Source organism: Agrobacterium sp. El2ro-1b (assembly GCF_048298475.1).
Classification (GTDB): Bacteria; Pseudomonadota; Alphaproteobacteria; order Rhizobiales; family Rhizobiaceae; genus Agrobacterium; species Agrobacterium fabrum.
On sequence record NZ_CP103458.1, the window covers coordinates 575,439 to 593,985 of the forward strand.

The window sequence follows — 18,547 nt, forward strand, 5'->3', positions numbered from 1 at the left end:
TTTGAACAGGTCGAGGACTATCACTGATTCCCCGTTTGGAAAATGGCGTGGCCTGTTTAGTCCTCTTGAAAGTGACGCTAGCGCGAAATTCCTGCCCTTATGCACTCCCCTATGCACCCATGACCAGCTTGAACGCGATGGCCCACATGGTGATGGCGATGACACCTTCGAGAATGCGCCAGGCGGACGGTTTTTCGAAGATCGGCCGCAGCCAGCGCGCGCCGTAACCCAGCGAAAAGAAGAACAGCAGCGAGCCGGTTGCCGCGCCGGCCGCAAAGGTCTTTTCGAAACCGGGAAACTGCGTGGAAATCGTGCCGAGCAGCACGACGGTATCGAGATAGACATGCGGATTGAGGAAGGTGAGCGCCAGGCAGATGGCGAGCGTCTGCCACAGGCTCGCCTCCCGCCGCTCGGCCACAGACAGCACCTCGGATGAACGCAGCGCCGAATACAGGCTTTTGGCGCCATACCAGAGGAGGAAAGCCGCCCCCGCATAACGCATGATCGGATCGAGCGCCGGCATAATCGCGCTGATCCGCTGAAAACCGAACACGCCGACCGTAATCAGCAGCGCATCTGATATCGCGCAGGTGGCGCAGACGGCAAACACATGCGAACGCGCCAGCCCCTGTTTCAGCACAAAGGCATTCTGCGCGCCGATGGCAACGATGAGGCTGAGGCCCATGGTGAGACCGGTGAAGAAGATCTGGATGTCCATGCGCGTCGAAGCCTCTGCCCTGTCCCTATGACATGCCAAGGGCGTCGCCTCGGCTGAGCGCTTGGATATTTCTTTCAGATGGTTTAATCCAGTTAAACAAATTCATTCCAGATAAGCTTTCCTAATGTCGCTCTCTCGAAACCAACCTCGATATCCGGTGCCATAATGCTCGACTATCCTTCCATGCGCGCCGTAGCGCTCGTTGCCCGGACCGGCAGTTTCGAAAAGGCGGCGCAGGTGCTGTGTGTCACGCCATCAGCCGTTTCCCAGCGCATCAAGCAGCTGGAGGAGCGGCTGGGCGTGGTGCTGATCGTGCGCGGCAACCCTTGCGTGGCCACGGAAAAGGGCGAATGGCTCTGCCGGCACATGGATCATGTCGGCATGCTGGAAAGTGAATTGTTCCGCCAGCTTCCGGCGCTCGCGGAGGCAGGCGATGCGCAGGAGCGGGTGACGCTCAATATCGCCACCAATGCCGACAGCCTTGGCACCTGGTTTCTGGATGCGGTATCGAAATTCACTGGCGGCAGCGATTATCTCGTCAATATCGCCGTCGACGATCAGGATCACACGGTGGAATGGCTGCGCGGCGGCAGGGTGCTCGCCGCCGTCACCGCCCACGACAAACCGGTGCAGGGCTGCCGGGTAACGCCGCTCGGCGTGCTGCGTTATCATGCCACCGCCAGCCCGGATTTCATGGCCCGCCATTTTCCCGAAGGCGTCACCCCCGCAGCCCTTGCCCGCGCGCCGGGATTGACCTTCAACCAGAAGGACAGGCTGCAGGCGAGCTGGATCAGGACGGCGCTGGGGGAGGATGTCTCCTATCCCACCCACTGGCTGCCTTCGACTGATGGTTTCGTGAAAGCGAGCCTTGCCGGCATGGGGTGGGGGCTCAATCCGGTACAGCTCGTCGGGCAACACCTGAAGGCGGGGCGGCTGGTGGAGCTTATGCCCGGCACGCCGCTTGATATTCCGCTTTATTGGCAGGTTAACCGGCTTGCCGGCGACCGCCTCGGCGTGCTGACATCGTATATGGTGGAAACGGCGAGGGCAGTGTTGTTGCAGTGAGGCGTTTTGCGCCGGGTTGCGGTTTTGCGATTTGGATAGACGGGAGCTGTAGAGCGAGTGGCTCACCCCCCTCTGTCCTGCCGGACATCTCCCCCTCAAGGGGGAGATCGGCAAGCGGCGTTACCGCCACTTCAGTCACAAAGGTTGAGATATGCGAGACCTCGCCGCATATCGATCTCCCCCCTTGAGGGGGAGATGCCCGGCAGGGCAGAGGGGGGTAAACCTCACCCACTGCCGGTAACCTCTCAACGCGATGTGTTATCACCGCCGCGTGGCGTCGATGCTCTCATGCGAAGAAGCATCCGCCACCTTCTGCGTCGTCACACTCAACGCCGTGGCTTCCTTCATCTTCCGGCCGATCGAGCGGATTACCCGCGTCGCCTCTGCCGAAAGCGAGCGCGGACGTGTGAGCGCCGGCATCGCGGGCGTGCCGGCGGATGCGGATGCGACTTCTGCCGAAGGTTGCGGGCGGGCGCCCGTCGGCAGCGGGTTCTGGATGCCGGGGATGGGGCGCAGCTCCATGCCCTGATGGGCATAATCCATCAGCCGCTTGTAGGTCATGGCGGGCAGCGCGCCGCCAGTCATGTTGTTCATCGGCGTGAACTCGTCATTGCCGAACCAGACGGCGGTCGTATAGTTGCCGGTAAAGCCCACATACCAGGCGTCGCGATAGGCCTGCGAGGTGCCGGTCTTGCCGCCGGAGACGATGCCGTTATCCAGTGCGCCGCGCCGGGCCGTGCCCATGACCGGAATGGTCACCAGCATCTGGTTCATCTTGGAATTGGCTTCTTCGGAAAGCACCCGTTTGGCGGGCGGCTCGTCATGGCTGAAATCGTAGAGAACCTTGCCCTCGTAATCCAGCACCTGCTCGATGCCGTGGCGGCGCGACTGCATACCATCGGCCGGGAACACGGCATAGGCGGTGGCCTGATCGAGAACGGTGACTTCCGAGGTGCCGAGCGGAATGGTCTTGTCGCTGCGCAAAGGTGTCGCCACGCCCATGGCCTTGGCGGTATCGACGATCACCTGCGTGCCGAGCACGTCCTTGGCGAGCCGAACAGGCACGGTATTGTAGGATTTGGCGAGCGCTACCTGCAGCGTCACCTTGCCGGCATAGGAACGGCCGTAATTCTGCGGCGACCAGCCGCGCCAGGTCACCGGCGCATCTGATATCAGCGTGTCCGGCTTCATGCCCTTTTCCATGGCGGCCGAGTAGGTGTAGACCTTGAAGGAAGAGCCCGGCTGGCGCAGCGCCGCCGTGGCGCGGTTGAACTGGCTTTCGCCATAGTCGCGCCCGCCGACCATGGCGCGCACGCCGCCGCCGTTCTCGATCATCACCATCGCGCCCTGTTTGACGCGGTAACCCTCGCCATATTCGCGCAGTTCCATTTCCATCGCCTGTTCGGCCGCCTGCTGCAGGCCGGTATCGATGGTGGTGCGCACAACGACGGTATGATCCCTAAACTTGCCTTCCGCGGCCAGCCGCTGCACCTCGTCGAAGGCCCAGTCGAGGAAGTAATCCGGGGCCTTCACATCGGCGCGGTCAATGACGGTGGCCGGGTTGCGCCGTGCGCCGATCACCTGGCCCTCGGTCATAAGCCCGCTCTGAACCAAATTGGAAAGCACGGTATTGGCGCGGGCGCGGGCCGCCGGCAGGTTGACATGCGGCGCATATTTGGCCGGCGCCTTGAACAGGCCGGCCAGAATGGCGGATTCCGAAAGCGTCACGTCGGTCAGGTTCTTGCCGAAATAAAACTGCGAGGCTGCCGCCGCCCCGAAGGTGCCGCCGCCCATATAGGCGCGGTCGAGATAAAGGCTGAGGATTTCCTTCTTCGACATGTTGCTCTCAAGCCAGAGCGCGAGGAAGGCTTCCTTGATCTTGCGCTCCAGCGAGCGCTCATTGGTGAGAAACAGGTTCTTGGCGAGCTGCTGCGTCAGCGTCGAGCCGCCCTGCACCACGCCGCCGGCGCGGGCATTTTCGCTCATGGCGCGGGCAAGGCCGATGAAGTCGATGCCGAAATGCTCGAAGAAACGCCGGTCTTCGGTCGCCAGCACCGCCTTGATGAAATGGTCAGGCATCTGGTCGATCGGCACGCTGTCTTCATGGATGATGCCGCGATGGCCGATGGTATTGCCGTAACGGTCGAGGAAGGTGACAGCGAAGTCGCCGCGATACCGCCAGTCCTTCTTGGTTTCTTCGAAAGCGGGCATCGCCAGCGCCAGAAGCACGACGGCACCAGCGGTTCCGAAGGTCAGCGCATCACAGGTGAGGTTGACGACAAGCTTCTTCCAGCCGCGCACATGTAATTTGCGCGAGGCGATGGTGACGTCTTCCCAGAAATCCACCAGCCGTGCCGCAGCTGTCCACAGGCCGCTATCGATGAAGCTATCGATCCGGAGCAGGATATGCCGCTTCCTGCGGCCTTTATTATCGTCTTTTTCTTCCTGCACCTGGCGATGTTTTCCTGTTCGAGGCAACGAGGCCGTCGGTATTTCTGCGTTTCAACCCATTCCCGACGCAAAACCATGGCATGCTTGTGTCGGAATTGCTTGACGCGGCGGCTTCTTGCGGGCCAATGACCCTCTGCCGTCCGCCAATCGTCATAAAATATCGTACAAACCAGCCCTTGGCGATACGATATAAATGATTAGGGGCCGGTTAAACACTCCCGTCCAAGAGATCAAAATGAAACGGAAATGTTAACGATGAATGACGCGCCGTTCTGGAAAACCAAATCACTCACCGAGATGACCGGCGAGGAATGGGAAAGCCTGTGCGACGGCTGCGGCCTGTGCTGTCTCAACAAGCTGGAAGACTGGGACTCCGGCGAAGTGGTGTTTACCTCGGTTCGCTGTGTGCTGCTTGATGGTGAGAGCTGTCGATGCTCCGACTATGAAAACCGCCGCGCCACCGTGCCGGACTGTATCCAGCTCGACCTGAAGAAGGTGCATGAGATCGGCTGGCTGCCGCCCACCTGCGCCTATGCGCTGGTGCGTGATGGCAGGGATCTCTACTGGTGGCATTATCTCGTCTCCGGCGATACCGAGACGGTGCATGAGGCCGGCATTTCGGCGCGTGGGCGCACCGTCAGCGAGGCCCATGTGGATGTTGACGACTTCGAGGATTATGTGGTGGACTGGCCCCTGACAGTGGGTGAGAAGGCGGGCCAAAAGCAGCGGACCTGACGGAAAAGATCAATTTTCGTTTTGGTCCTATTCCTGCCCCATCCGTTACCTAAACCGCTCCGGCCATTCCGGCAAATGATCCGCAAAAGCGGACGAGGGACATCAAAACGCATGCGCTACCGGCTGCCCGCCATCGTTCTTTCGTGCCTTGCCCTTCCGGGCCTTCTGCCGCTTTCCGCTTTTGCCCAGCAGCAACCGCAGGCCTTTGAATGCACATTGGTCACATCAATCGAGACGGGCGCCATCATCAACCAGCAGGGCGCCTGCGACCAGCGCGTGGCCCCGGCCTCCACCTTCAAGGTGCCGCTGGCGCTGATCGGTTTCGATGCCGGTATTCTTCAGGACGGCAAGACGCCCGCCTGGGACTGGAAACCCGGCACCGAGGCCCGCGCTTCCGACAGGAAGACGGTCGATCCGACGATCTGGGAGCAGGATTCGGTGCTGTGGTATTCGCGCGAAATCACCCGTCGGCTCGGCCCGGAAAAATTCGCCGCCTATGTGAAGCGCCTCGGTTACGGCAATGCCGATGTGTCCGGCGAACCGGGCAAGAATAACGGCCTCACCCATTCCTGGCTTGGCGCGTCACTTACGATTTCGCCGGTGGAGCAGGTGGGTTTCCTTCGCCGTCTTCTCGGCGGCAATCTGCCTTTCTCCCGCGATGCGCAGGCCAAGACGCGAGCCATCGTCCCCGTCTTCGATGCGCCGGAAAGCTGGGCCGTACACGGCAAGACCGGTACCGGCTATATGCGTGACGAAAAGGGCAATCCCGACCGCAATCGTCCCTTCGGCTGGTTCGTCGGCTGGGCCGAGCGCGAGGGCCAGCACATTGTCTTCGCAAGGCTGCGGGTCTCCGACAAACCATCGAACGAGCCGCTCGGGCCGGCGGTGCGCGATGCGTTTCTGCGCGATATTCCTCGGCTGGCCGTGCATCGGTAGCAAGATCGTGTCTTTCAGATTGCACATTTACCTGAAAAGCTCGGCATGCGTTCCCGCGCGGGTGAAGATGAGAAGGTTCTGCTTCTCATCGACTGTGTAGATCAACAGAAAATCCCCGCCGAAATGGCATTCCCGGTGATCGCGCCATTCTCCGGTCAGCTCATGGTCACGAAACTGCTTGGGTAACGGCGCGTCGTTGGCGATAAGAAGGAGCATGATTTCCTTCAGTCTCACCATGTCGTAACGCCCGGAATTGTTCAGCCGTTGCCAGTCTTTGATAAAGTGCTTGGTGAAATCCGACCTGCGCGGGAGGGTGGCTCGCTTCAATGCCGCGTCTTTTCCGTGATCTTTCTTATTCGTCACCGTTTGCCAGCGTCCAGCGCCTCAAACAATGCTTCCGACGTGCCGAAACGACTGCGCCCGGCGGCCGCGATGGCGCGTGCTTCTTCAATCGCGGCAAGGGTTTCAGCGTTTGGTTGTGTCAGTTCTATCGGCAGAGCTTTTTCTCGGGCAATGCGCGTCAGCATCATTCGCATGACATCTGAAACAGTCAGTCCCAGACTGTCCAGCACGGCCGTCGCGTCATCCTTGAGTGCCTGATCGATGCGCGCTCTTACATAAGCATTTGCGGTCATGATAGACCTCCTTTTGATAGTTCGATATGTAGCTCAAATGAGCATCATTTTCAATGACCGCTGCACAATTGACGGTGGGTTGCTGAAATCGGAAAGGACATCAGCATATGTCGGACGCCTCCCGCGAAGTCATCAAACTCTATACGGATCACGGCGCTGATTTCGACAAGGCGCGTGGCCGCTCCCTTGCCGAAAAAACCTGGCTGGACAGGTTCACCTCGCTCTTGCCTGACGGCGGTTCCATTCTTGATATCGGCTGCGGCTCCGGCGAACCGATCGCCGGTTATTTCATTGCCCAAGGTTTTGACGTCACCGGCATTGATGCGTCCCTGCCGCTGATCGAACTCTGCCGCAGCCGGTTTCCGGAAAATCTCTGGACCGTCGCAGATATGCGCGAACTGGCCCTTGGCCGCCGCTTCGACGGCCTGATCGCCTGGCACAGTTTTTTCCATCTGAGCCCCGAGGACCAGCGCGGAATGTTCGCCATCTTCCGCCAGCATGCCAATGATGGTGCGGCCCTGATGTTCACCGCCGGGCCAGGCTGCGGTGAAGCAATCGGCACGTTTCAGGGCAGGCCGCTTTATCACGCCAGCCTTGCGCGCGAGGACTATGAGAGCCTGCTCGCCGCCGATGGGTTCCGGCTTCTCGATCATATTGTCAATGACCCGCAATGCGGCGGGGCGACGGTTTATCTGGCCAGACGCGTGGCGGCGTGAGAGGCTGCTTGCATAGCCCTGGCGGATCGCGCATTGGATCCACAGGCCGGATGTTTCAGGGATTTCCCCATACTCGAAAAGCTCAAGCGATGGGCGAAATCCATCAAGCGGGATGTTCACGCCCTCTATCTTGCAGCACGCGATCCGTGCACGCCGTTTCTGGCCAAGGTGGTAGCGCTGCTGGTGGCCGCCTATGCGCTGTCACCGATCGATCTCATCCCGGATTTCATTCCCGTTATCGGATATGTCGATGACCTCGTGATCGTCCCGCTCGGTATCCTGCTGGCGGTGCGCCTCCTGCCACCGCCACTCCTGGCGGAACATCGGCTGGCCGCCGCCGCCGCGCAATCGCGCCCCGTCAGCCGTGTGGCTGCGGCCATATTCATCGTCCTGTGGCTGTCGGCTGCGCTCACGATTTTGTTGATGGCAAAATTTTTCTTCTTCCCTTGACCTTCCCATCATGGGAAGCCCTACATAATGTCTCGAAAGGGGATATCCCATGAACGAGACAGTCAGACACGCCCATCAAAATCAACTGGTTTCCGTGCCCGTGGAAGGCATGACCTGCGCCTCCTGCGTGCGGCGTGTTGAAACCGCCGCGGCCAAGGTGCCGGGTGTCGCTTCGAGCTCCGTGAACTTCGCCACGAAGAAGCTTACCGTCGAGCCGGCAGACGGTTTTTCGGCCAGGACGCTCGGCGCGGCCATCAAGAAGGTCGGTTACGATATCGCACCGGACCGGCATGAATTTGCCGTCGAAGGTCTGCGTAGCGATGCGGATGCCGGGCGGTTGAAGGCCGTTCTGGACGCCGTCGCGACCACCGTCGACGTGAAGGTCGACGCTGCTGCCGGTAAGGTCGCGGTGGAAACCATCGGCGGCCGACGGGAGCGGGATGCGCTGGTGGAAACGGCGAAGCTTGCCGGCTTTGCGTTGAAGACACCCAAACCGCACGGACATTCCGCCCATCAAGACCACAGCCAGCACCATGGGCATCATCAGGGCCACAGCCAGATGGCGACGGCCGGCGAAAGCGGTGGCCATGACCATATGCAACATGCCGGTGAGGAGGGCGCGCTGAAACGCGACCTGACGATTGCCGCGATCCTGACCGCGCCGCTTTTCGTGCTGGAAATGGGCGGCCATATTTATGAGCCGATGCATCACTGGCTGATGGGCATCATCGAGACGCAGAACCTCTATTACATCTATTTCGTGCTGGCGACGGCGGTGATTTTCGGGCCGGGCCTGCGCTTCCTCAAGACCGGTTTTCCGGCACTCCTGCGCGGCGCGCCGGAAATGAACTCGCTGGTGGCGCTAGGCGTCACGGCGGCCTATCTCTACTCCGTCGTGGCGACCTTCGCGCCCGATCTGCTGCCGGCGGAAGCCCAGTTCGTCTATTATGAAGCGGCAACCGTCATCGTGACGCTGATCCTGATCGGACGGCTTCTCGAAGCGCGTGCCAGCGGCCGCACGGGAGACGCCATCCGCAAGCTGATGAGCCTGCAGGCGAAGACCGCCCGGGTGGAGCGCAACGGTGCGACTATCGATATTTCCCCTGATGATCTGGTGGCCGGCGATATCGTCGTCATCCGTCCCGGTGAAAGGCTGGCGGTGGATGGCGAAGTCGTCGAAGGCTCGTCCTATGTCGATGAATCCATGATCTCTGGCGAACCCGTGCCGGTGGAAAAGACGGTCGGCGCAGCGGTTGTTGGCGGCACCATCAACAAGACCGGCGCTTTCAAGTTCAGGGCGACCAAGGTCGGCGCCGATACAATGCTGTCGCAGATCATCCGCATGGTGGAGGAGGCGCAAGGCTCCAAACTGCCGATCCAGCTGCTGGTCGACCGTGTTACCGCGCTGTTCGTGCCCGTCGTCATCGCAATCGCGGTGCTGACCTTCATCGTCTGGGCGATCTTCGGTCCTGAGCCTGCCTACACATTCGCACTGGTCAATGCGGTCGCGGTGCTCATCATCGCTTGCCCCTGCGCCATGGGCCTCGCCACGCCGACATCCATCATGGTCGGCACCGGAAGGGCGGCGGAACTGGGCGTGCTGTTCCGTAAGGGACAGGCCCTGCAGGAACTGCGCTCGGCGCAGATCGTCGTGGTCGACAAGACCGGCACGGTGACCAAGGGCCGTCCGGAACTGACCGATCTGGTGGTTGCGGAAGGATTTGCCGATAACGAGGTTCTGGCGCTGGTCGCCGCTGTTGAGGGCCGCTCGGAACACCCGATAGCCGAAGCCATCGTCCGGGCTGCGGAAGAAAAGAATGTGGCGACTCCTGCAGGACTCGCGCCTACCACTGTCGAGAACTTCGAAAGCGTCACGGGTTATGGCATCGCAGCAACCGTCAATGGTCGCAAGGTCGAAGTCGGCGCGGATCGCTACATGGCGAAACTCGGCCATTCCGTCGATATCTTCGCTGAAGCCGCCGCAAGGCTGGGCGACGAGGGCAAGACACCGCTTTATGCCGCCATCGACGGCAGGCTGGCGGCTGCGATCGCCGTCGCCGATCCGTTGAAACCCTCAAGCGTCACCGCCATCAAGGCGTTGCAGGCAATGGGCATCGAAGTGGCGATGGTGACGGGCGACAATGAACGCACGGCAAACGCGATAGCCCGGCAGGTCGGCATTTCCCGCGTGGTGGCGGAAGTGCTGCCCGAGGGCAAGGTGAAGGCGATCCACGAAATGCGCGCCGGCGGCAAGGTGCTGGCCTTCGTCGGCGACGGCATCAATGATGCACCGGCGCTCGCCGAGGCCGATATCGGCATCGCCGTTGGCACCGGCACGGATGTCGCCATCGAAAGCGCCGATGTGGTGCTGGTCGGCGGTGATCTTCTGGGGGCGGTCAATGCCATCGAGATGAGTCGGGCGACCATGCGCAACATCAAGGAAAACCTGTTCTGGGCTTTCGGTTATAACGTGGCGCTGATACCGGTTGCGGCGGGCGTGCTTTATCCGGCCTTCGGCATCACGCTGTCGCCGATGATCGGAGCGGGCGCGATGGCGCTGTCCAGCGTCTTCGTTCTTGCCAATGCGCTGCGGTTGAAACGGGCGAAGGTTGCGCACAGGGAGGTGACGTCGTGAATATCGGTCAGGCATCGGAAGCATCGGGCGTTTCCGCCAAGATGATCCGTTATTACGAGCAGATCGGCCTCATCACCCCCGCCGCCCGCACCGGCAATAATTACCGGGTCTACGGCGAGCAGGACGTGCACAATCTGCGCTTCATCAAGCGGGCGCGTACACTCGGTTTCTCGCTGGAAGAAACCGAGACGCTGCTGAAACTCTGGCAGGACAAGAGCCGCGAGAGTTCGGCCGTGAAGGAAATCGCGCTCGTCCATATCGCCGATCTCGAGCAGAAGATCGCCGAGATGAAGAGCATGGTGAAGACGCTCTCCCATCTCGCCCATTGTTGCGGCGGCGACCACCGACCCGATTGCCCCATTCTCGACGATCTCGCGGGCGCCGACAAGACAGACGGCAAGCCGGCAAGAACCCACTGAATTGCAATAGCCGGCGCGAAAAACAGGCGTGCCGGTCAAAAGGAGAAAACCATGAATGCAACCACTTTCCTCATCCCTGATATGACCTGTGGCCATTGTGAGAAAACCCTGCGCGGCGCACTTGCGGATGTACTTCCCGGTGCGTCAGTGGCCATCGATCTCGATGCCCACAAGCTGACCGTGACGGGCGACGCCGCAACCGCGGAGGAGGCTATCCGCGAAGCCGGTTATTCGCCCGAACGGGCGGGCTGACGCATCTCATCGCTGGAATGATGGGGAGGGATATGCTACTGAGCAGCATCGTCTTTCCGTTGAAGGTAGTACCCCAATGTCCGTCAAGGCGTCAGTCTCCATTTCCGATCAGCAGGACAGCTTCGCCCGCAGGCTGGTGGAGGAGGGGCGTTATGCCAGCCTTAGCGCTGTCGTGCAGCGCGGTCTGGATCTGCTTCGGCAGGAAACCGAGGTGAAGGATGCGGAGCTTGCGGCGCTTCGCGACCTGCTGGCCGAACGTGGGGAGGGAGAGTTCGTCTCGCTCAAGGACGGCAAGGACAGAACCGCAGCGATGATAGCAGCCAGGAAGGCCGGTTATGGTCTTTAAGATCCTGCGTTCGGCGCGAACGGATCAGGATCTCGGCCTCATTCTCGACCATCTCGTTCAATCCTATCAATATCTTGGCGAGGGCCTGCCAGAGGCTTTTGAGCGGGCAGCTCTGCGAATCGGCGATATCGAGGCGGATATGCAGGCGCTCGGCAAAGCGCCGTTTCAGGGGACATTGATGCCGGAATTGTTGCCCGGCCTTCGTCGGGTCACAAAAAATCAGGCGATCTTTTATTTCGATATCGATGAAGGCGAGAAGACCTTACGCATTCTCGCCGTCTTCTTCGGCGGACAGGATCATCAGCGTCACATGTTGAAACGCCTCGTATCCGGCTGGCCAAGCACTTAAACCTCGTCGAACGCTCCGCCTTCACGCGAAGGATTGCGGTCGATCACCCGCTCCTCGGCGTCGTCAGGCAGGGCCTCGTCGCTTTCCTGGTAGGGGTCGTCCTCGGTTTCGGCCTCTTCTTCCTCGATTTCCTGTTCGATCGATTGCGGAATTTCTCCCTTGGCGGGAAGGGCGTCGACGTCGAGATCGAGCAAATCCTCGTCCATGGCGTCTTCACTGCGAGGCAAGATCTTATTGCGGTCCATGACGGTATCCTTTCTAGCGGTTCACTCGGCAAACGACCGGCGGGGCAGGTGGGTTCCTGCCGCCGGTCAATTCCCTGATTTCGGATCGGATGAAAAGCCCGCTTGACCTCAATGGCGCTTGAGGTTCTAGTTTGCCCGCCGTATCGCAAAAATGGAAAGGATACGGCTTTGTCGAGTATGGAAATGGTGGAGAAAAACGGCTGGGGCGAATTGCTGAGCGGGGCTAACCTCTCGCTTCTGACCGTCATCTCCGCCGGTATAGGTCTGCACGCCTTTAATCAGTTTGCTGTCGTCACGGCCTTGCCCGTCGCCGTCAACGACATCGGCGGTGCGGGCTTTTATAGCTGGGCCTATAGTCTCTATTTCGTCGGCTCCGTGGCGGGCGGCGTTACCGCGGTGCTGTTTCGCGAACGCTTCGGCGCTCGCGCCATCCTGCTTCTGTGCTGCCTCATCTTTTCCTTCGGCTCGGTTCTTTCGGCCCTCGCCGGCGATTTTTTATGGGTCGTCGTCGGCCGGGCGTTGCAGGGGGTGGCGGACGGGCTGATCGTGGCGGTGTGCTACAGCCTCATTCCCGCCGGGTTCCGCTCCGGCCTGTTGCCGAAGGTCTTTGCCATCGAGGCGGCGATCTGGGCAGTCGCCTCCTTCATCGGCCCGCTGACCGGTGGTTTTGCCACCCAGCACATTTCGTGGCGCGCCACCTTCCTGCTCTCGGCACCGCTGATCATCGTGCTCGTGGTCTATACGGTGGTTGCGGTCTCCGCTGAGCGGCCGGTGGTGGCCACGCGCAGGCCGCTGGTGCCGCTGCTGCTCTGCCTTGTTGGCGCATTGGCCTTTTCCGCGCCTTCCGCCTTTGAGGATGCGAGCCTGCGGGCGATTTCGCTGCTGGCGGGCGCGGCCTTGCTGTGGGCTTCCCTGCGGGCTGGCATCCGGCCTTCCTCCGGCCTGTTCCCCAGGGATTCGTTCCGGCTGAAAACGGTGCTCGGCAGCGGCTTCTGGGTGCTGTTCCTGATGTCCTATGCCCATGCGCTGGGCAGCGTCTACCTCGCTTATGTCGCCATCAACCTTTGGCAGCATGAACCGACTTTTGCCGGTTTCATCGTCGTCACCATGCCGCTCGCCTGGAGCTTCGTGGCCATGCTGATCGGCAGCCTGCGCTCAAACCGCCTGCGGGAAATCTGCCTGCATTACGGCCCCTACCAGATGGTGCCGGGCTGCGTCCTGCTGGGGCTCGGGCTTGCGACGGGCAACTGGGGAGATATGCTGCTCGGGCAGGTGCTGATCGGCTCTGCCTTCGGCATGTCCTGGGCCGGTATCAGCCAGGCGGCCATGGAGGCCGCGCCGGAAGAGGAGCGCAAGATGACAGGCGCATTGCTTCCGACGGTCGCAACGCTGGGTTCGGCGGCCGGTGCGGGTGCCAGCGGCACCGTCGCCGCCGCGACCGATCTCGTCGTGCAGATCGATCGTGCTGATGTGACGACGCCTATGCTTTATCTTTATGGGCTGGGTGTGGTTGTGTCGCTGCTGGCGATCATGACGGCGAGGGGCCTGCGGAGCGCGCGCCGGTAGAGCATTTCCAGAAAAAGTGAACCCGGCTTTTCGTCCAAAAATGCGACAAAACCAGACGAAGGGCCGTTCGCCCACCCGGTCAGGACTGGGTAGTGGCGATGGTGATCGCCGCCAGATAAACGACGAAAGCCATGATCGCGACCGCGCCGATAATGATGATAATACCCTTGCCGGCGCGTTTCTTCTCCACCTTGTTTTCATTGGCTTCGGTCGGAAACAGGATGGGATCGCTGGTATCGCGGATTTTGGTCATGCCGTTTCTCCTTATCAGTGGATTGGGCGGTTTCGGTCTATCAACCGCCCAGTCCGCCAAAAGGTTCCTCACGGTTTCAGTGCCCAGCTGGTGGCATGAACCACCGCTCCGGGGTCGGCGCGAAGCAGCGCCGAGCGCACCGGTTCGAAACCTTCGATGCGCTTGGTGCCGACATAACGGCCGCGATTGGCAAAGACCTCGATGGAGCCGTAGTCGAGGAAAATGCGGATGCGGGACGCCCGCGCGCCCTTGGCGATGTAGTGGGGCGAAGCACCGTCGCGCCCGTCCTCATGGCGGATCCACAGTCCAGTCTCGTCGGAGACGAGACCGAGCGTGACGGTCGGATGATCGAGCGCCAGCTCGAAGGCCGCGCCTGACGAGGCGAGCTCGATTAATATTTCCACCGCGCCGTTGATGAAGGTGACGCGCTCACCGGCCGCCAGCCGCGTGCGGTCGAGAATATGGCTGCGCAGGCTTTCCGCCGCGCCGATCGGCGGGGTCAGAAGTTCGCCGTTCGCATAGTGAATTCGGCGCGGCAGGGTCATGGAGGTGGGGAAATCGATTTCCGGATTGGCATCCGCCCAGTTTGCCAGCCAGCCGATGCCGATGATACTGTCACCATCGAGAAAGGCCTGAAAGGCGTAATTATCGGTGCCGAAATCCAGCTCCTGACCAAATTCCTTGGTGAAGACCTTGCCGTCAAACCAGCCGACATCGGCCATGGTCAGGTTCTTGCGGCCGGTCTCCGGGTCTTCGGAATGCATCAGCCCGTAGATCAGCACCCAGCGGGTTGAGCGGGCATTGGCGGGGCCATCGAGGGGCAGCAGGCAGGGGCATTCGATGGCCGTGGTCTTGTAACGCGTTTCCACCCACAGCTTGCCCACATAGGTCCAGCCGGAGGCGGCCGTGGGGTCCAGCGTCTCGTAAAGCAGGATCACGCCGCCGCCATCGCTCTGGCTGCCGAGCAGCATTTTCCACAAGCCGTCTGGTCCGCGAAACACGTAAGGGTCGCGGAAGTCAGGTGTCAGACCCTGCCCATCCGGGCGGTGGGCGAGAATGACGTCTGCCTGCCCGGCCATGATGAGATCGGACGAGGTGGCGGTAAGCTGGATCTGCTGCTCGGGAATACGGTCCTGCACCTGCTCGGTGAAGAATACCCGGATGCCGGAGCCTTCCACCAGCGGAATGGTCGAGCCGGAATAGGCGCCGCCGCGTTTGTCCGGCCGTGTCGTCAGGTCCTCGGAGGGGAAAAGGAAGATCGGCAGATGCCGCCAGCGCAGATAATCCGAGGAGACCGCATGGCCCCAATGCATCGTGTTCCAGCGCAGCCCGTGCGAGTAATGCTGATAGAACAGATGCGGCCTGCCCTCGAAACGGCCAAAACCGTTCGGGTCGTTCATCCAGCCGAAGGGCGGGCGGAAGTGATAGCTGCCGGGGAGTTCGGGTGCAGCATTGTCCGGTTTGGTGTGGACGACAGTGATGCCGGTTTCCAGCACATCCGAAGCGGTGAACCAGTAGATGACGGAAACGGCCGTGGTCACCGTGTCGTAGCTCAGCTCCACATGGCCGCCGCCAAAGACCTGATAGATTCTAAAACTGAACTCTTCGGTATTGACGCTTGAAACTTCGGCGAATTTTCCATTCTGGTTGGAGAAGGAGACAGCGCCGGCTTCGGCGTCTTTTTTCGCCTTCAGCCACACATGGAAGGTGGCGTTGACCGGCAGGTCGGTGTGAAGAATGCGGATGGCGCTTTCCGGTTCTGCGGTTACGGCTTCAACGACGGTCATTCCCGTTCCTTTCGTTGCGGCAATTCTGGCTCAGAGAACGCAACGAATGGGACGAAAGAAAGTTCAACCGCCGCCATGCTCCCGCATCGCCGTTTCGTATTTACCGCCGACACCCCTCGCAACCGGAAGCAAAAACCGCCATACCAGGCAAAAGCAGGGAGTTTATCCGTGATGAAATTCGACAATTCCTATGCCCGCCTGCCGGAGCGGTTCAGCGCCGCCGTGCTGCCGACACCGGTGAAGGCGCCGCGCCTCATCGCTTTCAATCGGGCGCTGGCGGAGGAGCTTCTTCTTGACGTTGCGGACCTCGACGATGACAGGCTGGCGGCGATCTTTTCCGGCAATGTCGTGCCTGAGGGGGCAGAGCCGTTGGCCATGGCCTATGCCGGCCACCAGTTCGGCGGCTTCGTGCCGCAACTTGGCGATGGCCGCGCCATTCTTCTCGGCGAAGTGATCGACGCAAATGGCAAGCGGCGGGATATCCAGCTCAAGGGTTCAGGCCCGACGCCGTTTTCGCGCCGGGGAGACGGGCGCGCAGCACTTGGCCCGGTGCTGCGCGAATATATTGTTTCGGAAGCGATGTTTGCGCTCGGCATACCCGCCACAAGGGCGCTGGCGGCCGTTCTTAGCGGCGACAGGGTGCAGCGTGAAGTGGGCCTGCCGGGCGGCGTTTTCACCCGTGTCGCGTCAAGCCATATCCGTGTCGGCACCTTCCAGTTCTTCGCCGCGCGCGAAGATGACGAGGGCATCAGAAGCCTCGCGGACTATGTCATCGACCGCCACTATCCAGACGCGAAAAACACCGACAATCCCTATCTCGCTTTGCTGCGCGGCATTGCTGAAAGGCAGTGCGCCCTTATCGCCCGCTGGATGATGGTGGGCTTCATCCACGGCGTGATGAACACCGACAATATGGCGGTCTCCGGTGAGACCATCGATTTCGGCCCTTGCGCCTTCCTCGATGAATACCATCCGAACAAGGTGTTCTCGTCCATCGATGCGCAGGGCCGTTACGCCTACAACAACCAGCCCGGCATTGCCCAATGGAACATAGCGAGGTTGGCGGAATGCCTGCTACCGCTGCTCGATCCTGAGGTGGAGAAAGCAGCCGAACTCGCCAACGCCGTCCTGGCCGATTTCGCCGCCGCCTTTCCCCAACGCTGGCTCACCGGCATGCGCGAAAAGCTCGGCCTGACCACCGAGGAGGAGGGCGACATGGATCTGATCCAGTCGCTTCTTTCGCTGATGCAGGCATCGGAAGCCGATTTTACACTGACCTTCCGGCGTCTTTCCCATGCGACCAATGGCGATGCCGAGCCGTTCCGCGGCATGTTCATCGATATTGCCGGCGCGGACGCGTTTCTGACCCGCTGGCGGGAGCGAGCCGGTCGAGACGGGATTTCCGATTCCGAAAGGTCAGCGGCGATGCTGTCGGTCAATCCGGCCATCATTCCGCGCAACCACCGCATCGAAGAACTGATCGAGGCGGCAGTGGAGGATGGCGATTTCGAGCCCTTCCACGCCATGCTGACGGCCATTGCAACGCCCTTCGAGGAACGGCCGGACAATTTCGTCTACATGCAGCCGCCGATGAGCCATGAGCGGGTGTTCAGGACGTTTTGCGGGACGTAAGCGAAGGTTGAGCGGCAACGTTGGAGCGAGCGCGTGCCTCTTGTTTCTTCTCCCCGGTGGGGAGAAGGTCGCGGCAGCGGGATGAGGGGGGGCGAGGGTCGTGAGATACGGCAACGTTGCCCCCTCATCCGACCCTTCGGGCCACCTTCTCCCCGGCGGGGAGAAGAAATACGCGGCAGCGTTTTGCCCTAATAGCTAGTCTTCAATCACCCCACCCGGGCCAGCGGCTCATGCGCGCCGTAGTACCGGCCGAACCGGTTCTCGAGGAACTTCGGCAGCGCCACTTCCTCCTGTCGCACGAAACCCTTCTGTGGCAGGGCGCCCTCGGCCAGAAGGTCGAGAACCGTGCAGATGCCGGCGGCGGTGGTGATTTGGATGGCGCTCATCATCCGGCCGGAAACCGGGCCGGCATAGACCTTGTTGGCATAGGTTTCCTGCAGGAAACGGCCGTTGCGAGTGCCGCAGACGGTGACGAAGACGATGACCACATCCTGCATGGTGCCGGGCAGGGCGTTTTCGAACAGGTCCTTCAGCACGTCGCGGCGGTTGCGCAGGTTGAGGTCGTTAAGAAGTGCCTTCATGATTGCCACATGGCCGGGATAACGGATGGTGCGGTAATTCATCGTCCGCACCTTGCCTTCCAGTGTGGCGCACAAGGTGCCAAGCCCGCCCGAGGTGTTGAATGCCTCATAGGTGACGCCATCAAGCGAGAATTCCTCACGCTCTTCCAGCGCCGGAACGGCAGTGAGGCGGCCTTCGACGATGGCTTCGCAGGGTTCGATATATTCGTTAATCAGCCCGTCCGTGCTCCAGGTGAGATTGTAGTTGAGCGCGTTGGATGGATATTGCGGCAGCGCGCCGACGCGCATGCGCACACTGTCGAGCTTATCGAAGCGGGCGGCGAGATCGGCGGCGACGATGGAAATGAAGCCGGGCGCAAGGCCGCATTGCGGGATGAGCGCGCTTTCGGCCGTTTCCGCCAAGGCCTTGACCTTGCGGGTGGATTCCACGTCTTCGGTCAGATCGAGATAATGGGTGCCGACGGCGACCGCCGCTTCGGCGATGCCCGCCGTCAGATGGAAGGGGGCGGCGGAAAGCACGGCGAATTTGCCTTTCAGCAGTGCTTCCAGCGCCGGGCGGTCGGCGATGTCGACGATCTCGGTATCGACGCGCTCATGTGCCGGCACATTCGCCAGCTGATCTGCCGAACGGTCGGCGACGGTGATGCGGTAATCGCCCGTTGCGGCCAGCATCCAGGCAATGGCCGAACCGATGTTGCCTGCGCCGATGACGACGATGTTTTTCATATTTTTGTTCCCCGCAGAAAAATTCATAGGGCACAGTCATATTGCGGTTC

At 61.0% G+C, this 18,547-nt stretch carries 20 protein-coding genes; 12 read left to right on the plus strand and 8 right to left on the minus strand.

Annotation, left to right across the window (positions count from 1 at the left end):
• Positions 1-109: 109 nt before the first annotated feature.
• The gene (locus NYR50_RS02845) at positions 110-718 is read right to left on the minus strand and encodes a LysE/ArgO family amino acid transporter (protein WP_418136713.1); all 609 of its coding nucleotides are present in this window, start codon (positions 716-718) and stop codon (positions 110-112) included.
• 165 nt (positions 719-883) lie between these two features.
• On the opposite strand from NYR50_RS02845, the gene NYR50_RS02850 reads away from it, so the two are divergent.
• On the plus strand, positions 884-1,783 hold the full coding sequence (locus tag NYR50_RS02850) for a LysR family transcriptional regulator ArgP (RefSeq protein ID WP_418136714.1): 900 nt from the start codon (positions 884-886) through the stop codon (positions 1,781-1,783).
• A 261-nt stretch (positions 1,784-2,044) separates the two neighbouring features.
• Here NYR50_RS02850 and NYR50_RS02855 read toward each other — a convergent pair whose 3' ends face one another.
• Positions 2,045-4,234: a transglycosylase domain-containing protein gene (locus tag NYR50_RS02855; protein WP_418136715.1), complete on the minus strand. Its 2,190-nt coding sequence runs from the start codon at positions 4,232-4,234 to the stop codon at positions 2,045-2,047.
• A gap of 255 nt (positions 4,235-4,489) precedes the next feature.
• Here NYR50_RS02855 and NYR50_RS02860 point away from each other — a divergent pair, with 255 nt between their 5' ends.
• Together NYR50_RS02860 and blaOXA are read left to right on the plus strand one after the other, a co-directional pair.
• The gene (locus NYR50_RS02860; protein WP_174007940.1) at positions 4,490-4,969 is read left to right on the plus strand and encodes a YcgN family cysteine cluster protein; all 480 of its coding nucleotides are present in this window, start codon (positions 4,490-4,492) and stop codon (positions 4,967-4,969) included.
• 111 nt (positions 4,970-5,080) lie between these two features.
• Complete coding sequence (gene blaOXA / locus NYR50_RS02865; protein ID WP_174007942.1) at positions 5,081-5,905, plus strand: class D beta-lactamase; 825 nt, start codon at positions 5,081-5,083, stop codon at positions 5,903-5,905.
• Positions 5,906-5,932: 27 nt separating this feature from the next.
• Here blaOXA and NYR50_RS02870 read toward each other — a convergent pair whose 3' ends face one another.
• Positions 5,933-6,268, minus strand: coding sequence for a type II toxin-antitoxin system YafQ family toxin (locus NYR50_RS02870; RefSeq protein ID WP_418136716.1), 336 nt, complete (start codon positions 6,266-6,268; stop codon positions 5,933-5,935).
• Positions 6,265-6,540, minus strand: coding sequence for a type II toxin-antitoxin system RelB/DinJ family antitoxin (locus NYR50_RS02875; RefSeq protein WP_418136717.1), 276 nt, complete (start codon positions 6,538-6,540; stop codon positions 6,265-6,267). The genes NYR50_RS02870 and NYR50_RS02875 overlap by 4 nt, the downstream gene beginning before the upstream one ends.
• Positions 6,541-6,647: 107 nt before the next feature.
• Between NYR50_RS02875 and NYR50_RS02880 the strand changes: the two genes are divergently transcribed.
• The 7 genes from NYR50_RS02880 (at position 6,648) to NYR50_RS02910 (ending at position 11,707) form a co-directional block, all read left to right on the plus strand.
• Complete coding sequence (locus NYR50_RS02880; RefSeq protein WP_418136718.1) at positions 6,648-7,256, plus strand: class I SAM-dependent DNA methyltransferase; 609 nt, start codon at positions 6,648-6,650, stop codon at positions 7,254-7,256.
• A gap of 33 nt (positions 7,257-7,289) precedes the next feature.
• A complete protein-coding gene (locus NYR50_RS02885) occupies positions 7,290-7,706 on the plus strand; it encodes a YkvA family protein (protein WP_418136719.1) in 417 nt (138 codons plus the stop codon).
• A 49-nt stretch (positions 7,707-7,755) separates the two neighbouring features.
• The gene (locus NYR50_RS02890) at positions 7,756-10,341 is read left to right on the plus strand and encodes a heavy metal translocating P-type ATPase (protein ID WP_418136720.1); all 2,586 of its coding nucleotides are present in this window, start codon (positions 7,756-7,758) and stop codon (positions 10,339-10,341) included.
• Complete coding sequence (gene cueR, locus NYR50_RS02895; RefSeq protein WP_006311241.1) at positions 10,338-10,760, plus strand: Cu(I)-responsive transcriptional regulator; 423 nt, start codon at positions 10,338-10,340, stop codon at positions 10,758-10,760. Before NYR50_RS02890 ends, cueR begins: the two co-directional genes overlap by 4 nt.
• A gap of 51 nt (positions 10,761-10,811) precedes the next feature.
• A complete protein-coding gene (locus NYR50_RS02900; protein ID WP_418136721.1) occupies positions 10,812-11,012 on the plus strand; it encodes a heavy-metal-associated domain-containing protein in 201 nt (66 codons plus the stop codon).
• Between the two features lie 76 nt (positions 11,013-11,088).
• Complete coding sequence (locus NYR50_RS02905; protein WP_174007951.1) at positions 11,089-11,358, plus strand: ribbon-helix-helix domain-containing protein; 270 nt, start codon at positions 11,089-11,091, stop codon at positions 11,356-11,358.
• Complete coding sequence (locus NYR50_RS02910) at positions 11,348-11,707, plus strand: type II toxin-antitoxin system RelE/ParE family toxin (protein ID WP_418136722.1); 360 nt, start codon at positions 11,348-11,350, stop codon at positions 11,705-11,707. Before NYR50_RS02905 ends, NYR50_RS02910 begins: the two co-directional genes overlap by 11 nt.
• Here the strand turns inward: NYR50_RS02910 and NYR50_RS02915 are convergent.
• A complete protein-coding gene (locus NYR50_RS02915; protein WP_418136723.1) occupies positions 11,704-11,952 on the minus strand; it encodes a hypothetical protein in 249 nt (82 codons plus the stop codon). The genes NYR50_RS02910 and NYR50_RS02915 overlap by 4 nt on opposite strands.
• Before the next feature lie 177 nt (positions 11,953-12,129).
• Here NYR50_RS02915 and NYR50_RS02920 point away from each other — a divergent pair, with 177 nt between their 5' ends.
• Positions 12,130-13,518 (plus strand): MFS transporter, encoded by a 1,389-nt coding sequence (locus NYR50_RS02920; RefSeq protein ID WP_418137239.1) that lies wholly within the window; start codon positions 12,130-12,132, stop codon positions 13,516-13,518.
• A gap of 79 nt (positions 13,519-13,597) precedes the next feature.
• On the opposite strand, the gene NYR50_RS02925 is transcribed toward NYR50_RS02920, so the two are convergent.
• The gene (locus tag NYR50_RS02925; RefSeq protein WP_006311253.1) at positions 13,598-13,771 is read right to left on the minus strand and encodes a hypothetical protein; all 174 of its coding nucleotides are present in this window, start codon (positions 13,769-13,771) and stop codon (positions 13,598-13,600) included.
• A gap of 68 nt (positions 13,772-13,839) precedes the next feature.
• On the minus strand, positions 13,840-15,558 hold the full coding sequence (locus tag NYR50_RS02930; RefSeq protein WP_418136724.1) for a GH32 C-terminal domain-containing protein: 1,719 nt from the start codon (positions 15,556-15,558) through the stop codon (positions 13,840-13,842).
• Between the two features lie 171 nt (positions 15,559-15,729).
• Here NYR50_RS02930 and NYR50_RS02935 point away from each other — a divergent pair, with 171 nt between their 5' ends.
• The gene (locus tag NYR50_RS02935; RefSeq protein ID WP_418137240.1) at positions 15,730-17,190 is read left to right on the plus strand and encodes a protein adenylyltransferase SelO; all 1,461 of its coding nucleotides are present in this window, start codon (positions 15,730-15,732) and stop codon (positions 17,188-17,190) included.
• Positions 17,191-17,396: 206 nt separating this feature from the next.
• Here the strand turns inward: NYR50_RS02935 and NYR50_RS02940 are convergent, their stop codons facing one another.
• A complete protein-coding gene (locus NYR50_RS02940) occupies positions 17,397-18,497 on the minus strand; it encodes a saccharopine dehydrogenase family protein (protein WP_035214773.1) in 1,101 nt (366 codons plus the stop codon).
• Positions 18,498-18,547 lie beyond the last annotated feature (50 nt).